The 16,332-nt window shown below is 62.2% G+C and carries 15 protein-coding genes; 2 read left to right on the top strand and 13 right to left on the bottom strand.

Annotated elements, in window-relative coordinates:
• Positions 1–38 precede the first annotated feature (38 nt).
• The 5 genes from AC1D3C_RS13960 to AC1D3C_RS13980 all read right to left on the bottom strand — a co-directional run bounded on the left by AC1D3C_RS13960 (position 39) and on the right by AC1D3C_RS13980 (position 6,623).
• The gene (locus tag AC1D3C_RS13960) at positions 39–2,171 is read right to left on the bottom strand and encodes a bifunctional diguanylate cyclase/phosphodiesterase (protein WP_477483292.1); all 2,133 of its coding nucleotides are present in this window, start codon (positions 2,169–2,171) and stop codon (positions 39–41) included.
• A 182-nt stretch (positions 2,172–2,353) separates the two neighbouring features.
• Entirely contained in the window at positions 2,354–3,130 is a 777-nt protein-coding gene (locus tag AC1D3C_RS13965) for a MetQ/NlpA family ABC transporter substrate-binding protein (RefSeq protein WP_477483293.1), read from the bottom strand.
• 72 nt (positions 3,131–3,202) lie between these two features.
• Complete coding sequence (locus AC1D3C_RS13970) at positions 3,203–3,871, bottom strand: methionine ABC transporter permease (protein WP_477483294.1); 669 nt, start codon at positions 3,869–3,871, stop codon at positions 3,203–3,205.
• The gene (locus tag AC1D3C_RS13975; RefSeq protein ID WP_477483501.1) at positions 3,861–4,901 is read right to left on the bottom strand and encodes a methionine ABC transporter ATP-binding protein; all 1,041 of its coding nucleotides are present in this window, start codon (positions 4,899–4,901) and stop codon (positions 3,861–3,863) included. Before AC1D3C_RS13975 ends, AC1D3C_RS13970 begins: the two co-directional genes overlap by 11 nt.
• 318 nt (positions 4,902–5,219) lie before the next feature.
• A complete protein-coding gene (locus tag AC1D3C_RS13980; protein WP_477483502.1) occupies positions 5,220–6,623 on the bottom strand; it encodes a GH1 family beta-glucosidase in 1,404 nt (467 codons plus the stop codon).
• Between the two features lie 236 nt (positions 6,624–6,859).
• Here AC1D3C_RS13980 and AC1D3C_RS13985 point away from each other — a divergent pair, with 236 nt between their 5' ends.
• Both AC1D3C_RS13985 and AC1D3C_RS13990 read left to right on the top strand, forming a co-directional pair.
• Positions 6,860–7,168 (top strand): type II toxin-antitoxin system HigB family toxin, encoded by a 309-nt coding sequence (locus tag AC1D3C_RS13985; protein WP_247033621.1) that lies wholly within the window; start codon positions 6,860–6,862, stop codon positions 7,166–7,168.
• 13 nt (positions 7,169–7,181) lie between these two features.
• Positions 7,182–7,559, top strand: coding sequence for a helix-turn-helix domain-containing protein (locus AC1D3C_RS13990; protein WP_038545372.1), 378 nt, complete (start codon positions 7,182–7,184; stop codon positions 7,557–7,559).
• Positions 7,560–7,571: 12 nt separating this feature from the next.
• Here AC1D3C_RS13990 and AC1D3C_RS13995 read toward each other — a convergent pair whose 3' ends face one another.
• The 8 genes from AC1D3C_RS13995 to xylA all read right to left on the bottom strand — a co-directional run bounded on the left by AC1D3C_RS13995 (position 7,572) and on the right by xylA (position 16,176).
• On the bottom strand, positions 7,572–8,744 hold the full coding sequence (locus tag AC1D3C_RS13995; RefSeq protein WP_038545375.1) for a Gfo/Idh/MocA family protein: 1,173 nt from the start codon (positions 8,742–8,744) through the stop codon (positions 7,572–7,574).
• Positions 8,745–8,790: 46 nt separating this feature from the next.
• Positions 8,791–9,204, bottom strand: coding sequence for a DUF2442 domain-containing protein (locus tag AC1D3C_RS14000; protein WP_247039333.1), 414 nt, complete (start codon positions 9,202–9,204; stop codon positions 8,791–8,793).
• On the bottom strand, positions 9,197–9,424 hold the full coding sequence (locus tag AC1D3C_RS14005; protein WP_247039332.1) for a DUF4160 domain-containing protein: 228 nt from the start codon (positions 9,422–9,424) through the stop codon (positions 9,197–9,199). The genes AC1D3C_RS14000 and AC1D3C_RS14005 overlap by 8 nt, the downstream gene beginning before the upstream one ends.
• Before the next feature lie 212 nt (positions 9,425–9,636).
• The gene (locus AC1D3C_RS14010) at positions 9,637–10,689 is read right to left on the bottom strand and encodes a sugar phosphate isomerase/epimerase family protein (protein WP_477483295.1); all 1,053 of its coding nucleotides are present in this window, start codon (positions 10,687–10,689) and stop codon (positions 9,637–9,639) included.
• Positions 10,690–10,906: 217 nt separating this feature from the next.
• Complete coding sequence (locus tag AC1D3C_RS14015) at positions 10,907–11,857, bottom strand: substrate-binding domain-containing protein (RefSeq protein WP_477483296.1); 951 nt, start codon at positions 11,855–11,857, stop codon at positions 10,907–10,909.
• Positions 11,858–11,959: 102 nt separating this feature from the next.
• Positions 11,960–12,961 (bottom strand): ABC transporter permease, encoded by a 1,002-nt coding sequence (locus AC1D3C_RS14020; RefSeq protein WP_477483297.1) that lies wholly within the window; start codon positions 12,959–12,961, stop codon positions 11,960–11,962.
• On the bottom strand, positions 12,961–14,484 hold the full coding sequence (locus tag AC1D3C_RS14025) for a sugar ABC transporter ATP-binding protein (RefSeq protein ID WP_477483298.1): 1,524 nt from the start codon (positions 14,482–14,484) through the stop codon (positions 12,961–12,963). The genes AC1D3C_RS14020 and AC1D3C_RS14025 overlap by 1 nt, the downstream gene beginning before the upstream one ends.
• A 381-nt stretch (positions 14,485–14,865) precedes the next feature.
• On the bottom strand, positions 14,866–16,176 hold the full coding sequence (gene xylA / locus AC1D3C_RS14030) for a xylose isomerase (protein ID WP_038545395.1): 1,311 nt from the start codon (positions 16,174–16,176) through the stop codon (positions 14,866–14,868).
• Between the last annotated feature and the right edge of the window lie 156 nt (positions 16,177–16,332).

Raw genomic sequence — 16,332 nt, forward strand, 5'->3', positions numbered from 1 at the left:
GCCGCACAAACGGAACTGCCGGTAACTGAAGGGCCGGCCTATGCCGCCCCGCTTATCCCGCCCGGCAGGCGGTTGCCGCGGTAGATGATGTCGATCTGTTCCGACGACATCGGCTTGCCGAACAGATAGCCCTGCAACTCGTCGCAGCCGGTCAGGCGCAGTTGCAACGCCTGTGCCTCCGTTTCGACGCCCTCGGCCGTGACCGGGATCTCCAGCGAGCGGGCGAGAGCCACGGTCGCCTGAAGAAGATCGACGGCGCGGCCGCCCTCTTCCAGCGCGTGCACCAGCGACTTGTCGATCTTCATCCGGTCGAAGCCGAACTGGCGCAGGTAACCGACGCTTGAAAAGCCGGCACCGAAATCGTCGAGCGCGATCTTGACGCCGAGCTGCTTCAGCTTGGCAAGAGCGGCCCGGGCGCGTTCCGGGCTCTGAATGAAATAACCCTCGGTCATTTCGAGCGTGATGCGTGAGGGATCGGTTGCGGTCTTGCGGAACACCGAGGCGACATGCAGGGCAAAGGCCGGATCGCGGAACTGGCCGGGCGAGATGTTGACCGCGAGCTTCAGCTCCGGCCACAGCGTCAGCGTCTCGCAGGCGCGGTGGAGCACGAACAGGCCGAGCTGGTCGATGAGCCCGGTCGATTCGGCGATCGGGATGAAGATGTCGGGCGGTACCGGGCCGTAACCGGTGCGGTTCCAGCGCGCCAGCGCCTCGATGCCGATGATCCGCCAGGTCCGGGCGTCCACCACAGGCTGATAGACGATGGTCAGTTCGCGGCGCTCGATGGCGATCCTGAGATCGATTTCCAGCATGTTGCGCTCTTCGCGCTCGGCATCCATTTCCGGCCGGTAATATTCGGTCCGGCCCCGGCCAGTTTCCTTGGCGTGATACATCGCCATGTCGGAACGCCGCACCAATTCCTCGCCGGAGACCCTGCCGCGCGGCGAAACGGCGACGCCGATACAGGTACCGATCGTCGCGACCCGTTCGCCGATCACGAAGGGTTCGTCGAAGAAACCGAGAATGCGGTCGCTCAGCGTATCCACTACCCTTCCGATGTCGGTGCTGGCCAGCGCGATGGCGAATTCGTCGCCACCGACGCGGGCAAGGGTCGCCGTATCGCCGACCAGTGTCTTGAGGCCTGCCGCGACACCGCGGATCAGCTTGTCGCCGGTGCCGTGGCCATAGGCGTCGTTGACTTCCTTGAAGCCGTCGAGATCGAGATAGAGCAGCGCCACATCATGGTTGCTGCGGCGGCTCTGCACCACCAGGGCATCGAGCGCGGCAAAGAAGCCGGCGCGGTTGAGGAGCCCACTCAACCGGTCGCTCATGGCCAGATGCCGCGCCGCCGCCTCGTCCGCCGTCAGCCGATTGAGCGTATTGCTGCCGCTGACGAAGAGGAGGAGGAAGAACAGGCCGACCATCGCAAGCGCGCAATAGACCAGCGGCCGGACCTGAGCGTAACCCATGTCGCCCGGCCTGCGGGGATGCCAGACGAGCCGCTGCAGCACCCTGCCGTGGATATTGCGTATCTCCACCATGTTCGAAACGGCATCGGAGGCGCTCGCGAAACGAAGCCCGTCGAGGACGTAGGTTTCGGAGAGCTTGCGAACCTTAGCCTCGTCGAGATGCCGGGCGAAGACCAGGAAGCGGCGGTTTGCGACCGGCTGATCGAGCTGTCCCGATTTTTGCCGGATCAGCGCCACCCCGACGGCCGCGACACCCTTTTTGGTCTGGACGAAACTGACTGCCTCCGGCACGCTTTCGGCGCCGGCGGAACTCGCCTTGTCGAACAGCGTCCAGAGCGAAGTGTCGAAATAGTCACGCGGCGACCAGTTGACGGGCGCGCCGTCCTGATAGGCCATCAGCACGTTCTGGTTCATGTCCATGACGACGGCAACGTCGAAGAGATCGCTGTTGGCGGTCATGTCGCCATAGTTGCTGGCGACCCAGGCCTGATCATCCGCATAGACCGCTTGGGCTGCGTCGTCCCAGGCAGCGTAATCGTTCAGCGTCGCGTGCAGCTGCTCCCGGAACGTCTGGATCGCGCCTGATGTCGTTTCCTGCGAGCGCCCCTCATCGAGACGATTGGCGTAATCGGCGATGCGGTCGATAGCGGTCAGGATGAAGATCGTCACCAGCACCACGACCACCGCGAAGACAAGCAGCATCGACGTCACCGCGGAGCGACGGCCAAGTGTTGCGGAGCGGCGAAAGCGAGACGGAAGAAGCCGCATCGAAGACCTCATGGAGTCCTACATCTTTCGCGGGTATTCCTTCAGATAGGGTTAAAAGAAGAAGGCCGGCGCTCACACTTGAGCACCGGCCTTCAAGAATTTTCGAAAACTCGATATTACCAGGCCGCGATGACGGCACCCTTGAACTGGGTGTTGACGAAGTCCTTCACCGGAGCGCTGTGATAGGCTTCCACGAGCGTCTTCACCCAGGCGGCATCCTTGTCCTTGGCCTTGACGGCGATGACGTTGATGTAAGGGGCCTTTTCGCCTTCCTTGGCAATCGGATCGGTCTTCGGGTTGAGGCCGGCTTCCAATGCGTAGTTGGTGTTGATGACCGACGCATCGACGTCGTCAAGCGAACGCGGCAGCTGGGCGGCGTCGAGTTCGGCGAACTCGATCTTCTTGGCGTTTTCGGTGACGTCGGCGGGGCCGATCTTCAGGCCTTTTGCAGCATTGACCTTGATCAGGCCCTGGTCGGCGAGGATGAGCAGCGCGCGGCCGCCATTGGTCGGGTCGTTGGGGATGGCGACGGTGGCGCCCTGCTTCAGGTCGGCGAGGCTCTTCACCTTCTTGGAATAGACGCCCATCGGGAAGTTGACGGTCTGCGCGACGCTGACGATGTCGAACTTGCGATCCTTGACCTGATTGTCGAGATAGGGCTGGTGCTGGAAGGAATTGGCGTTGAGTTCGCCATCGGCCAGCGCCTGGTTCGGCACGACGTAATCGGAGAATTCGAGGATCTGGATGTTGAGGCCCTTGGTGGCCGCGACTTCCTTCACTTTTTCCATGATCTGGGCATGCGGGCCGGGCGTCACGCCGATCTTGATGTCTTCGGCAAGCGCCGGGGCGGCAGCGAAGGCGGCGAGTGCCGCCGCGATGATGAGCTTCTTCATAAGTATCTCCTTGGGTTCGTTTATATGCGCCAGTCTTCTTGGGTGTCTTGGGAGGCTGGTATTGCGGAAAAATCAGGTCTTTCGGTTGCGCTTGTCGAAGCGGCGGGCGAGCGCATCGCCCAGGCTCTGGATCGCCTGGACGAGCACGATCAGCACCACGACGACGGCAAACATCACATCCGGCATGAAGCGCTGGTAGCCGTAGCGGATGCCGAGATCGCCGAGGCCCCCGCCGCCGACCGCGCCGACCATGGCGGAATAACCGACCAGGCTGACGAGGGTAAGCGTCAACGCCAGCGTCAGGCCCGGCCTGGCCTCGGCGAGCAGCACCTTGAAGACGATCTGCAGCGGCGTCGCACCCATCGCGCGGGCAGCCTCGATCAGGCCCTTGTCCACTTCGCGGATCGCCGCTTCGGCAAGGCGGGCGACGAAGGGAATGGTCGCCACCGTCAGCGGCACGATCGCCGCATAGGTGCCGATCGAGGTGCCGGTAATGAAGCGCGTGAACGGGATGATCGCCACGACCAGGATGATGAACGGCGTCGAGCGCGCTGCATTGACCACCGCGCCGATGATGCGGTTGGCGACCGGCGCGGGAAAAAGCTCGCCCTTGCCGCTGGTTGCCAGGAACACGCCGATCGGCAGGCCGATCAGTGCGCCGATCAGGCCGGCGACCGCGACCATCTGCAGCGTCTGGCCAAGCGCTTTCAGGAGCAGGTTGAAGAGCATGTCAGGCGACATAACCGAGCACCTCCGTGGAAAGACCGGTTGCGGCATAGAATCGCGCGGCACGCTCCGTGACGGCAGGATCGGCTGGATAAGCGACGACCAGCGAGCCGTAGGGTTCGCCGGCGATTTCCTCGATCGTGCCGGCCAGGATGTTGACATCGGCGCCGAGTTCGGTGACCAGCCGGGCGGTCAGTGGTTGGAAGGCCGTCGACCCGAAGAAGATCAGCCGAACCAGCACCCGGTCGCCGGCGGACGGCTGCGGCTTCAGGTTCGAGCGGATCCATTCCGGCAGGGTGGTGCCGAGTGCGGCCGACAGAAGCGAGCGGGTCGTCTCGTGCCTAGCGCCGGTAAAGACGTCGAAGGTGCGGCCGGCCTCGACGATCTTGCCGCGGTCGATTACCGCCACGTCCGAGGCGATGGTCTTCACCACCTCCATCTCGTGGGTGATCAGAAGCACCGTGAGGCCAAGCTCGGCATTGATGCGCTTCAGCAACGCCAGGATCGACTGCGTGGTTTCCGGGTCGAGCGCCGAGGTCGCCTCGTCCGAAAGCAGCAGTTTCGGCGAGGTGGCGAGCGCCCGGGCGATGCCGATGCGCTGCTTTTGGCCGCCGGAGAGCTCGGCGGGATAACGATCCGACTTGTCGCCAAGGCCGACGAGGTCGATCAGCGGCGCGACCTTGTCGCGGATCTCCCTGGCGGAAAGGCCGGCGATCTCGAGCGGCAGGGCGACGTTTTCGAAGGCGGTGCGCGAGGACAGAAGGTTGAAGTGCTGGAAGATCATGCCGACCTGGCGGCGCAGATCCCGCAGCCCGGTTTCCGAGAGGGCGCCCACTTCGACACCGTCGACGACGACGCGGCCGGAAGTCGCCTTTTCGAGCCCATTGACGAGGCGGATCAGCGTCGATTTGCCGGCGCCCGAACGGCCGATGATGCCGGTGATCGCGCCACGCGCGACCGACAGATCGATGCCGTCGAGCGCGGTGAACTGGCTCTTGTCGTCGGCACCGCCGAACCGCTTGGTTACCGCCTCGAACGCCACCATCGGCGTTTCGGCAGCCAAGGGAGACGGCGCGGTTTCGACCGCAGTGTGAAGGAATGTCATTTCAGCTCTCAGATTTAAGTCGGATCATCCCGGCGACGGAACACCGGATATTTCATCGCGGTCCAGCTATAGGACGGAGCGGCACATTCGATGACAGGCGACTTTCCGGAGCATCTTGGTCGGTTTTCTCAAAGGGCAATATGTAAGGCCGGAGCGGCCTTTTCAATGCCGCATAAATGCCCCGACGCGCCCGCGTTTGACAGGGATGTTTTTTCAATTATCTCACAAAGCAGAAAAAATCTTCTCGCACTTGCGAAATCAGCCCTGTTTATGGTTGCCCTTCGGGAATAACGAGGCGAGCTCGCGATACCACTTGCCGCTCTTCTTGATCGTCCGTTCCTGGGTCTCGTAATTCACATGCACGAGGCCGAACCGCATGCGGTAGCCTTCCGCCCATTCGAAATTGTCCATCAGGCTCCAGGCGAAATAGCCCTTCATCGGGTAGCCGTCCTTGATAAGGTCGGCGACCACCGAGAGGTGCTGGACATAATAGTCCAGACGCGGCTGGTCATCCACCTCGCCGTCCACCGGCTCCATATTGTAGCAGGCGCCGTTCTCGGTGATGTAGCAGTCCGGCAGGTCGTAGCGGCGATAGAGGTCCTCGACCAGCAGCTTCAGCCCCGGCGCATAGACTTCCCAGCCGATATCCGTCTTGACGTCGCTGGCGGGCTTGGCCTCTATCGTCCAGGGGAAATCGCCGCTGCGCGCGGGCTCGTCATGGACGCGGTCCGGCTTGTAGTAGTTGAGGCCCCACCAGTCGAGTTTCTGGCTGATGACCTTCAGGTCGCCGTCTTCGACGACCGGCATGCGGTCTCCGAGCGCTTCCAGGAATTGCTGCGGATATTCGCCCTTGAAGATCGGATCGAAGAAGGCGCCGTTGTGGAACTGGTGGGCGCGCTCGGCAGCTGCGAGATCGGCCGGGCTGTCGGAGCCGGCAATGATCGATGCGGCGTTGATGACGGTGCCGACCGGCACGTCCGGCGTCACATGCCGGATCGCCTCGACGCCGAGGCCGTGCGCGAGATTGACGTGGTGCATGGCGGCAAGCGCCGCCTGCATGTTCTTCTCGCCTGGCGCATGGATGCCGTAGAGGTGGCTGAGCCAGACGATGCACCAAGGCTCGTTGAAGGTGGCCACCGCATCCAGCCGGTCGCCGAGCCGCGCCATCACCACCTTGGCGTAACGCTGGAAGGCATAGGCCGTCGAGCGTGCCGCCCAGCCACCCTCGCCCATCAGCGAAAGCGGCAGGTCCCAATGGTAGAGCGTCGCATAGGTCTTGATGCCGCGCGCCTTGCAGCCGTCGATGAGGCGATCGTAGAAATCCAGCCCCTTCTCGTTGATCCGCCCGGTGCCGTCCGGAATGATCCGCGGCCAGGCGATCGAGAACCGATAGGCTTCGACGCCCATCTCCTTTATGAGATCGAGGTCCTCTTCCCAGCGATTGTAATGATCGCAGGCGACATCGCCGTTGTGCCCCTGATAGACGCGGCCCGGCATCTTCGAGAACGCATCCCAGATCGAGGGCCTGCGGCCATCCGCCTTGGTCGAGCCTTCGATCTGATAGGAAGCTGTCGCGACGCCCCAGAGGAAATCACCGGGAAACCCGACCGCGAATTTTTCGGCTTTGGGCGTTTTAAGATCGCGAGGCTGAGGATTGCTCATCTTGGGATCGGTCATGAGGATGCCGCCATATCTGTTGCGCGAGGGGTCTGCCGGACCACCTTTCGCGGCGGTTTAACCAAGCGGGGCGCAGTTGTACAGATGAGAATTCTGAAACGTTGCAGGATCTCCGCCCGCGCTATTCTCTGCAAGGCAGTGAAAAGTGCCGCGCTGTTTCCCAGAATCCGATCCAGCGCCAGCCTTGTTTCCAAATTGGGAACGTGATATCTGGAAGCGGAATGCGTGTCATAGCGAAATCGACCCTCGTGAAGTTCTGTCAGCGGCTGCCGAAGGGACCAAGGGCGATCGCGGAAGCTGCAATGGCGGAGTGGTACGCGACGGTTTCGAATGCCGTCTGGGCCAATTTTGCGGACGTCAAGGCGACATTCAATTCGGCGGACTACGTCTCCGGCGGAAAGATCGTCTTTGATGTCGGTGGTAATAAATATCGCATAGTTGCGCTCATTGGTTTCTGCACCCAGCGGGTTTTCATTCTGTTTGTCGGAACCCACGCCGAATATGATCGCATCGACGTGGTAGAACTTTAGAAGGCCTGATGAAATGGATATCGATTCTGTACGAACCCTCATCGACGAGACGGAATACGAAGCGGCGTTGAAATCCGTGCGCCCCTATTTCGAAAACGAACCGGAAGCCGGCACGATCGCATCCGCGCACTTCGACGCGCTTGTGCTGCTGATCGAGGAATATGAGGCCAAGCATTACCCGATCCCGCAGGCCTCGCCGGTCGAGGTGCTGAAATCGGTCATGGAAGCCAACAACTACACCCGCGCCGACCTGATCGAGATCGTCGGTTCGAAATCCCGCGCCGCCGACCTGTTGAACGGACGGCGCGAGATCAATCTCGATCAGATCAGGAAGATCAGCCGGGCATGGCACATCCCGGCTGGCGCGCTTGTCGGCGATATCTCAGCTTAGGCTCCCAGGCGCCTAAAGCTTCACCCACGCACCGTTCTTCTTCGAGGACGCCACGCACGCCTCGACGAACGCAACCCCCTTCACGCCGTCGTCGACGGTCGGGTAGATCACCGCCTTGTCCACAGCGACGCCTTGTCTGGCGGCGTTGATGGCGCGGGCGGCTTCCGTGTAGATGGTCGCAAAGGCTTCGAGATAACCTTCCGGGTGGCCGGACGGAATGCGGCTGACGCGTCCTGCCGCGGCACCCGAACCGGCGCCGTTGCGGGTGATCAGGCGCTTCGGTTCGCCGAACGGCGTGAACCACAGATAATTCGGATCCGCCTGCACCCATTCGATGCCGCCTTTGGTTCCGTAGACGCGGATCTTCAGACCGTTCTCGTGGCCGGGCGCCACCTGGCTACACCAGAGCATGCCCTTGGCGCCGCCCTCGTAGCGCAACATCACATGGGCGTTGTCGTCGAGACGGCGGCCTTCGACAAAACTGTCGAGATCGGCGGCGAGACTTTCGAGCGTCAGGCCGGTGATGAAGGCGGCGAGGTTATAGGCATGCGTGCCGATATCGCCAGTCGAACCACCGGCACCCGACTGGGCCGGATCGGTGCGCCAGACGGCCTGCTTGGCACCCGTCTGCTCGACCGCCTCGGTCAGCCAATCCTGCGGATATTCGACCTGCACCACGCGGATCTTTCCGAGATCGCCGTTTGCGACCATTTCGCGGGCCTGCCGCACCATCGGATAGCCGGTATAATTGTGGGTGAGGATAAACAGCGCACCGCTCTCGTCGGCCGCCTTCTTCATCTTCTTGGCGTCAGCAAGATTGGACGTCAGCGGCTTGTCGCAGATGACGTGGATGCCGCGCTTCAAAAATTCCTTGGCAGCCTCGTAATGCACGTGGTTCGGGGTGACGATCGACACCGCCTCGATGCCGTCCTTCAGCCGCGCTTCGCGGATCGCCATCTCCTTGTAGGAACCGTAGGTGCGCGACGGATCGAGACCGAGGTCGCGGCCCGACGCGATCGCCTTTTCCGGCGTCGACGAGAGCGCGCCGGCGACCAGGTCGAACTGGTCGTCCAGCCTCGCCGCCATGCGGTGCACCGCCCCGATGAACGCCCCCGCCCCGCCGCCGACCATGCCGAGCCGGATGCGCGGCTCCCGCGCCTGTTCGTCCTTGCCTTCGATTGCCATGATGTTTCTCCTCGAAAAGATTAAATATGTGGCGACTGCCGGGCAGTCACGAGTTCTTTGCAGCCTTGCGGGGCCTGCCGCCCTTGGCGCCGTTGGCGCGGCTTGCGGCAATTTTTGACGGCGACTTGGATTGTCCGCCGCGGCGTTGTGCCTCCATGAAGGTCCGGCTGCCGAAGACGCCGCTCATGAGACCAGAAATCGAATAGTCCACATCGAGGCTTTCCCAATGCAGGCCGGTTTCCCCGAGAAGTTCGACTTCGGCCAGTTGTTCATTCGTTGCCTCCGCCAGGCCTTCGAGAGAACGGGCGGGGACCATGAAAGCGGCCCCGTTGGCGAACTCCACGACGATACGGCCGGAAGCAGAATCGAACCGCACGGAGACTGGAACGGGCCTTTGTGCCCGCTCCGTTTCCCACCGTCGTTTTGCCTGGGTGAGTTCGGCATCTGTGATCTCAACCATGGTACTTTCTCCACGTCTCCAGGAATAACTGCCGGTTGGCCGCGATAACCTCGGCAGCTCGGCGAACGTCTCGGTCGGACATCCCGCCCTGGGTCAGGACCTTCAGTGTCTCGATATCGATCCGCGCTTCGCCGTCGCCATAGACATGCACATGAGGGGGCTCATGGTCCGCCGTGTAGATGATAAACCGCAGGCCGTGCTGCCGCAGGACGGTGACCATAGATCAATAACCCAACTTGTTAGGTATCTCAAGCTTGTCTCCTCACAAAAGATTGTCCGCTCACCGGGCTGCCGCTACCTTCTCCCCGCTCGCGGGAAGAAGGACGCAAGACGACGCCTCTCGGTGCCTCGGCCTTATGGGGCACGTCCCTTCTCCCCGTCAAAACGGGGAGAAGGTTAGGGTGAGAGGCAGCGCCCGCGGAGCGTTGTCGCTCAAAGCCCCAGCATCCGCCTGTTCGCCGCTTCATCCGTCCCGCCGCTGGCAAAGTCGTCAAATGCCTTTTCGGTGACGCGGATGATGTGCGCCTTTACGAATTCGGCGCCTTCGCGGGCTCCGTCCTCGGAGTTCTTCAGCGCGCATTCCCATTCGACCACGGCCCAGCCGTCGAAATCGTTGGCGGCCATTTTCGAAAAGATCGAACCAAAGTCCACCTGGCCGTCGCCGGGCGAGCGGAAGCGGCCGGCGCGGCCGACCCAGCCCTGGTAGCCGCCGTAGACACCCTGCCGGCCGGTGGGGTTGAATTCCGCGTCCTTGACGTGGAACATCTTGATCCGGTCCTTGTAGATGTCGATGTTGTCGAGATAGTCGAGGCATTGCAGCACGTAATGCGACGGGTCGTAGAGCATGTTGGCGCGCGGATGGTTCTTCACCCGCTCCAGGAACATTTCGAAGGTGACGCCGTCATGCAGGTCTTCGCCGGGATGGATCTCGTAGCACACGTCGACGCCGCAGGCGTCGGCATGGTCGAGGATCGGCGTCCAGCGCTTGGCAAGCTCGTCGAAGGCGGTCTCGACCAGACCGGCCGGTCGCTGCGGCCACGGATACATATAAGGCCAGGCAAGCGCGCCGGAAAAGGTCGCATGCGCCTTGATGCCGAGATGTTTCGACGCCGTCAGCGCCATCTTCACCTGCTCGACCGCCCAGGCCTGGCGTGCTTTCGGATTGCCGCGCACCTCGGGCGCTGCAAACCCGTCGAATCCCTCGTCATAGGCCGGATGCACGGCGACGAGCTGGCCCTGGAGATGAGTGGAAAGCTCCGTCACCTCGACGCCGTTGGCGCGGGCCACGCCTGCAAATTCGTCGCAATAATCCTTGGAGGTCGCAGCCTTTTTGAGGTCGATGAGCTGGCCGGCCCAGGTCGGCACCTGCACGCCGACGTAACCCTTGTCGGCCGCCCATTTGGTGATCCCGTCCCAGGTATTGAACGGTGCCGCATCGCCCGCGAACTGGCCGAGAAAGATGGCCGGGCCCTTGATCGTCTTCATGGTTTTTCCTCTTCGAACATGGCGTGCCTGGATTTCTCCTCCTCCCTCATTCCTGTGCTTGTCACAGGAATCCAGTGCGCCCAAGTCCTTGGGCGCGGGAGAGCCTTTTCACGGCGCAGACGCGCCGTGGCTGGATTCCTGTGACAAGCACAGGAATGAGGGTGAGGTTATGGCCGTGTCCGCCAAAAAATAAAGGCGGGCACGGCCGTGTTGATTATCAGAACGGCGAATCCGGGAAGTAGAAGTTCTTGGCATTGTCCTTCGTCACCAGTGTGGCGTCGAGGATGTAGGTGCCGCTGACCGGGACCTTGTCGTAGAAATTGCCGGCGGTGAGTTCCATGGCGGTCGCCACCATTGCCGGCGGATAGAGAACGTCGACCGGAACCATCTTGTCGCCGTCCATGACCTTCTTGACCATGTCCTTGGAGCCGGCGCCGGCCACGATATACTTGATATCAGTGCGCTTGGCTTGGGCGATGGCTTCGAGAACGCCGACTGCCATGTCGTCGTCCTGGCACCAGACCACGTCGATCTTCTGGTGCTTGGTCAGGAAGTCCTGCATGACCTTGAACGCGTCGTCGCGGTTCCAGTTGCCGAACTGGCGATCGAGCACCTTCACCTTGGAGCCGGCAATGCCCTTGTCGAAACCGTCCTGGCGCTGCTGGTCGATCGGGATCGGCAAGCCGCGGATGACGACGACCTGTGCTTCCGGCGTGGTCTTCTTGATATATTCGCCGGCGACCTGGCCGAGGGCCGGGTTGTTGCCGGCCACATAGAGGTCACGGATGGTGCTGTCGTTGACGGAGGGCGCGCGGTCGACGAGCGCGACGAACGTACCCTTGTCCTTGACCTGCTGGATGGCGTTGACCAGCGGATCCGGATCGGACGGCAGGATGACCAGCGCGTCGAGACCCTGGACCGCGAGATCCTGCACGGCGTTCGCCTGGCTTGCCGCATCCGGCGAGGTCTTGACGATGACGTTGAGGCCCGGATGTTCCTTCATCAGCAGCTTGGCGACACGTTCGGCATGGAACACGACGCCGGCGGTCCAGCCGTGGTCGGCGGCCGGAATGGAAACGCCGATCGTCACCTTCTTGTCCTGTGCGAAGGCGGTGCCGGCAAGAAGTGCCAGCGACGCCACGGCCAGTCCCAAAATTTGTCTGCGCATTGTTTCTCTCTCCCACAATATCAGGGTCTTTAGTATTTCAGGACCGGGCGCGACCCATCAGCCCGGTCAATTTACGTCGTGACCCAAATCCGCTTCAGCGGCCTACCTCCGCATCAGCGACCTTTGAACCAGCATGGCGATGATGATGATCGCGCCCTGGATGGCGCCAATCAGGTATTCGCTGACGAAGTTGGACAACAGCATGATGTTGCCAACAATTTCCAGAATGAAGGCGCCGCAGATCGTGCCCCAGATGCGGCCGACCCCGCCCCGGAGCGCCGTGCCGCCGACGACGACGGCGGTGATCGCCTGCAGTTCCCAGAAGCTGCCGGTCGTGGCGGACGTCGAGCCGAGGCGCGGCACGTAGAGCAGCACGGCGACTGCGACGCAGAGCCCCTGGATGACATAGGTGACGGTGCGCACCCGGTTGATCGAAATGCCGGAATAGCGGGCCACGTCCTCGTTCGAGCCGACCGCGGTGACATGCCGGCCGTAGCGGGTGCGGTAGAGTACGAAGGCGGCGATGGCGGCGGTGACGAAGATGACGATGATCGGGATCGGCACGCCGACGAACGAGCCGGAATAGACCGGCCGGTAGAGCGCCAGAATATCGCGGTCGCGCACGGTGATGGCGCCGCCCTGGCTGAGCCAGGTGGTAAGGCCGCGATAGATGCCCATCGTGCCGAGCGTGGCGATGAAGGGCTCGATCCTGCCAATTGTGGTGATCAGGCCGTTGGCGAGCCCGCAGGCGGCGCCGATCGCGATCGCCAGCGCCATTCCGGCAACCAGCGCCAGCGCCGGATCGGCGACCGTTCCCGAGTTCAGGAACAGGATCATCAGGCTGGCGACGAAGGCGAGCATCGCGCCGACCGAAAGGTCGAGACCGCCCGACGTGATCACATAGGTCGCGCCGAGCGCGATGACTGCGATGAAGGAACTGCGCGTCACGACGTTCAACAGGTTGGCGGAGGTCATGAAATTCGGGTTGGCGAAGTAGCCGAGCACCAGCAGAAGGGTGAGCGCGATGAAAGGCGCGATCGCCGCCATGTCCCAGTCCTTGGAGGTCTTCGGCGCCTTGGCCGTCTCGGTCGCGACATTCGCCATCACGCGGCCTCCTCTTTAGTGGCGCCTGTCGCCAGCACGACGATTTCGTTTTCGTTCATATGGTCCCCCGTCACCTCGCCGACGATCCGGCCGGAGCGCATGACGAGGATGCGGTCGCAGATGCCGATCAGTTCCGGCATTTCGGAGGAAACGACAATGATCGAACGCCCCTCCTCTGCCAGCTTGGCGATGAATTTGTAGATCTGTTCCTTGTTGCCGATATCGATGCCGCGCGTCGGCTCGTCGATGATGACGATCGACGGATCGAGCAGCATCATCTTGGCGAGCAGCAGCTTTTGCTGGTTGCCGCCGGACAGCTGGCCCGCAAGGATATCCTTTCGGCCGGTGCGAATATCGAAATCGCGGATCGCCTTGTCGAGCGCGGCACTTTCGCGCTTGCGATCTATCTGCAGCGCGCCGATGAACTTGCCGAGCGAGGCGAGCGTCAGGTTGACGATCAGGTCCTTGGTGAGCAGCAGGCCCTTGCCTTTGCGGTCTTCGGAAAGATAGACGATGCCGGCCTTGAGGCTTGCATGCACATCCTTGAAATTGACCGGCTTGCCGAGATGGCGGACCACGCCGCGGCTGGTACGAAGGCCGACCATGCCCTCCATCAACTCGGTGCGGCCGGCGCCAACGAGGCCGGCAAAACCGAGGATCTCGCCCTTTTTCAGCTGGAACGAGGCATCCTGCGCATAACCGGGAACGTTGAGATGCTCGACTTCGAGCACCGTCTCGCGCGCCTCGACCGCGTGGCGGTCCGGATAGAGTTTTGCGACATCGCGACCGACCATCAGCCGCGCCATGTCGGCGGACTGCAGCTCGCTGACGTCATGGCTGGCGACAAGCCTTCCGTCGCGCAGCACCGTCACCCGGTCGGCAATCTCCTTCACCTCGGGCAGACGGTGGGAAATGTAGAGGACGCCGACGCCCTTGGCGCGGATCTGCCGGATGACCTTCAGCAGCGCATCGGTCTCGTGCGGCGTCAGCGACGCCGTCGGCTCGTCGAAGATGACGATCCGGTGCGGCACGAGCAGCACGCGGGCGATCTGCACCAACTGACGCTGGGCGATCGACAGGCGGCTGACGATGGTGTTCGGGTCGATGTCGCTGCCGAGCCCGCGGACCGCTTTTGCGGCGCCCTCGTTCATGGCGCGGTCGTCGATGAAAACGCCCTTGTGCAGCTCGCGGCCGAGATAGATGTTCTGGGCGACCGTCAGGTCCGGCGCCAGCAGGATTTCCTGGTGCACCAGCACGATGCCGCGATGTTCCGCATCAACCGGGCCGGAAAAGGTGACGGTCTCGCCGTCTATCCTCATCTCACCGCGGGTCGGCGGCTGATTGCCCGCGATGATCTTCATCAAGGTCGACTTGCCGGCGCCGTTCTCGCCGATGATCGCGTGAACCTCGCCGGCGCGGACGGTGAGATTGATGTCCTTGAGGACCTCGACGATGCCGAATGTCTTGGAAAGGCCGGTCGCTTCGAAGAGCGGCACGGCGGGGCTCGCCTCCACAGAACTCATCGCGCAGCACCCATGACCATAGGGCAACGCGCGGCCCGACAGCGAACCGCTGCGTTACCGACAGCACGCCTGTATATGATAATCTGCACCCAAGCTCCTCCCATGAGAACGCTAGCCCAGATTCTGAGGTACGTAAAGCAGATTTCCGTAAGTCAAGCGGGGACGTGCAGGAAGGTTTTGTGCAGATCATCTTCCGGTTGACGACGGCAGCGTCCCGCCCCTCATCCGGCTGCCGCCACCTTCTCCCCGCCTGCGGGGAGAAGGGATATGCCGCTCCGTACCCGTTCACTCTCCAACGCCGCTCGTGGCACGTCCCCTCTCCCCGCAAGCGGGGAGAGGGTTAGGGTGAGGGGCGGAGCAAGCCCATCAAACGCAAAGGCATCAAACGTAACGATTGACGACGTTTTCCAGGTATTCCTGGCGGCCGGACTTCGGTTCCGGGTTGATGTCCTGCTTTTCAACCCAGGAAGCGATGTCGTCGAGCTTGTATTCGCCGCGCAGCATCTTCTGGTATTCCGGGCTGTCCCACTTGGCGTAGCGTTCGTCGAGCGGCTTCTTGAGTGCGCCGTCGTCGAGCATCTTCGCCGCCGCCTTGAGGCCACGGGCGCAGCAATCCATGCCGCCGATATGGCCGATCAGCAGGTCCTGGGGATCGAGCGACTGGCGACGCAGCTTTGCGTCGAAATTGGTGCCGCCGTTGACGAAACCGCCGCCGGCCAAAACCTGGTAATAGGCCAGCGCCATTTCCGGCACATTATTGGGGAACTGGTCGGTATCCCAGCCGGACTGGTAGTCGTTGCGGTTCATGTCGATCGAGCCGAAAATGCCGAACGCGTTCGCCATCGCCAGTTCGTGCTCGAAGGAATGGCCGGCGAGGATCGCATGGCCCTGCTCGATATTGACCTTCACTTCCTTGTCCAGCCCATGCTTCTGCAGGAAGGCGTAGACGGTCGCGACGTCGTAATCGTATTGGTGCTTGGTCGGTTCCTGCGGTTTCGGCTCGATCAGGATCGTGCCTTTAAAGCCGATCTTGTACTTGTATTCGACCACCAGGTTGAGGAAACGGCCCATCTGGTCGAGCTCGCGCGACAGATCGGTATTGAGCAGCGTTTCGTAGCCTTCACGGCCACCCCACAGCACATAGTTGGCGCCGCCGAGCTTCTTGGTAGCATCGAGGCAGGTCTTCACGGTCGCCGCCGCAAAGGCAAAGACATCCGGGTCCGGGTTGGTGGCGGCGCCCGACATGTAGCGACGGTTCGAGAACATGTTCGCCGTGCCCCAGAGGAGCTTGGTGCCAGTCTCGGCCTGCTTCTTCTCGAAATAGTCGACGATCTCGTTGAGGTTCCTGGTGTTCTCGGCGAAATTATTGCCTTCCGGACGCACGTCAGCGTCGTGGAAGCAGTAGAAGGGCGAACCGAGCAGCGAGAAGAATTCGAACGCCACGTCGGCCTTCATCTTCGCCGCTTCCATCGTGTCCGAGAACCACGGGCGCTGGAAAGTCTGGCCGCCAAAGGGGTCGCCGCCCGGCCAGGTGAACGAGTGCCAGTAGGCGACGGCGAACCGAAGATGATCCTCCATGCGCTTGCCCGCGATCATCTCATCCGGGTTGTAGAAGCGGAAGGCCAGCGGATTGGTGCTGTCCGGGCCTTCGTATTTGATTTTCTGGATGTCTCCGAAAAAGCCTGTGCTCATGGTCGTTTCCTCATTGGGTTCGAATTGTTGTTCGGCGGGTGGGTTGCCCCCTCATCCGACCCTTCGGGCCACCTTCTCCCCGAGGGGAGAAGGGAACTGAGGCACCGCCGCGAGCCTCTTCTCCCCTCGGGGAGAAGGTGCCGGCAGGCGGATGAG

The sequence above is a fragment of the Neorhizobium sp. P1_A6 genome, assembly GCF_056406795.1.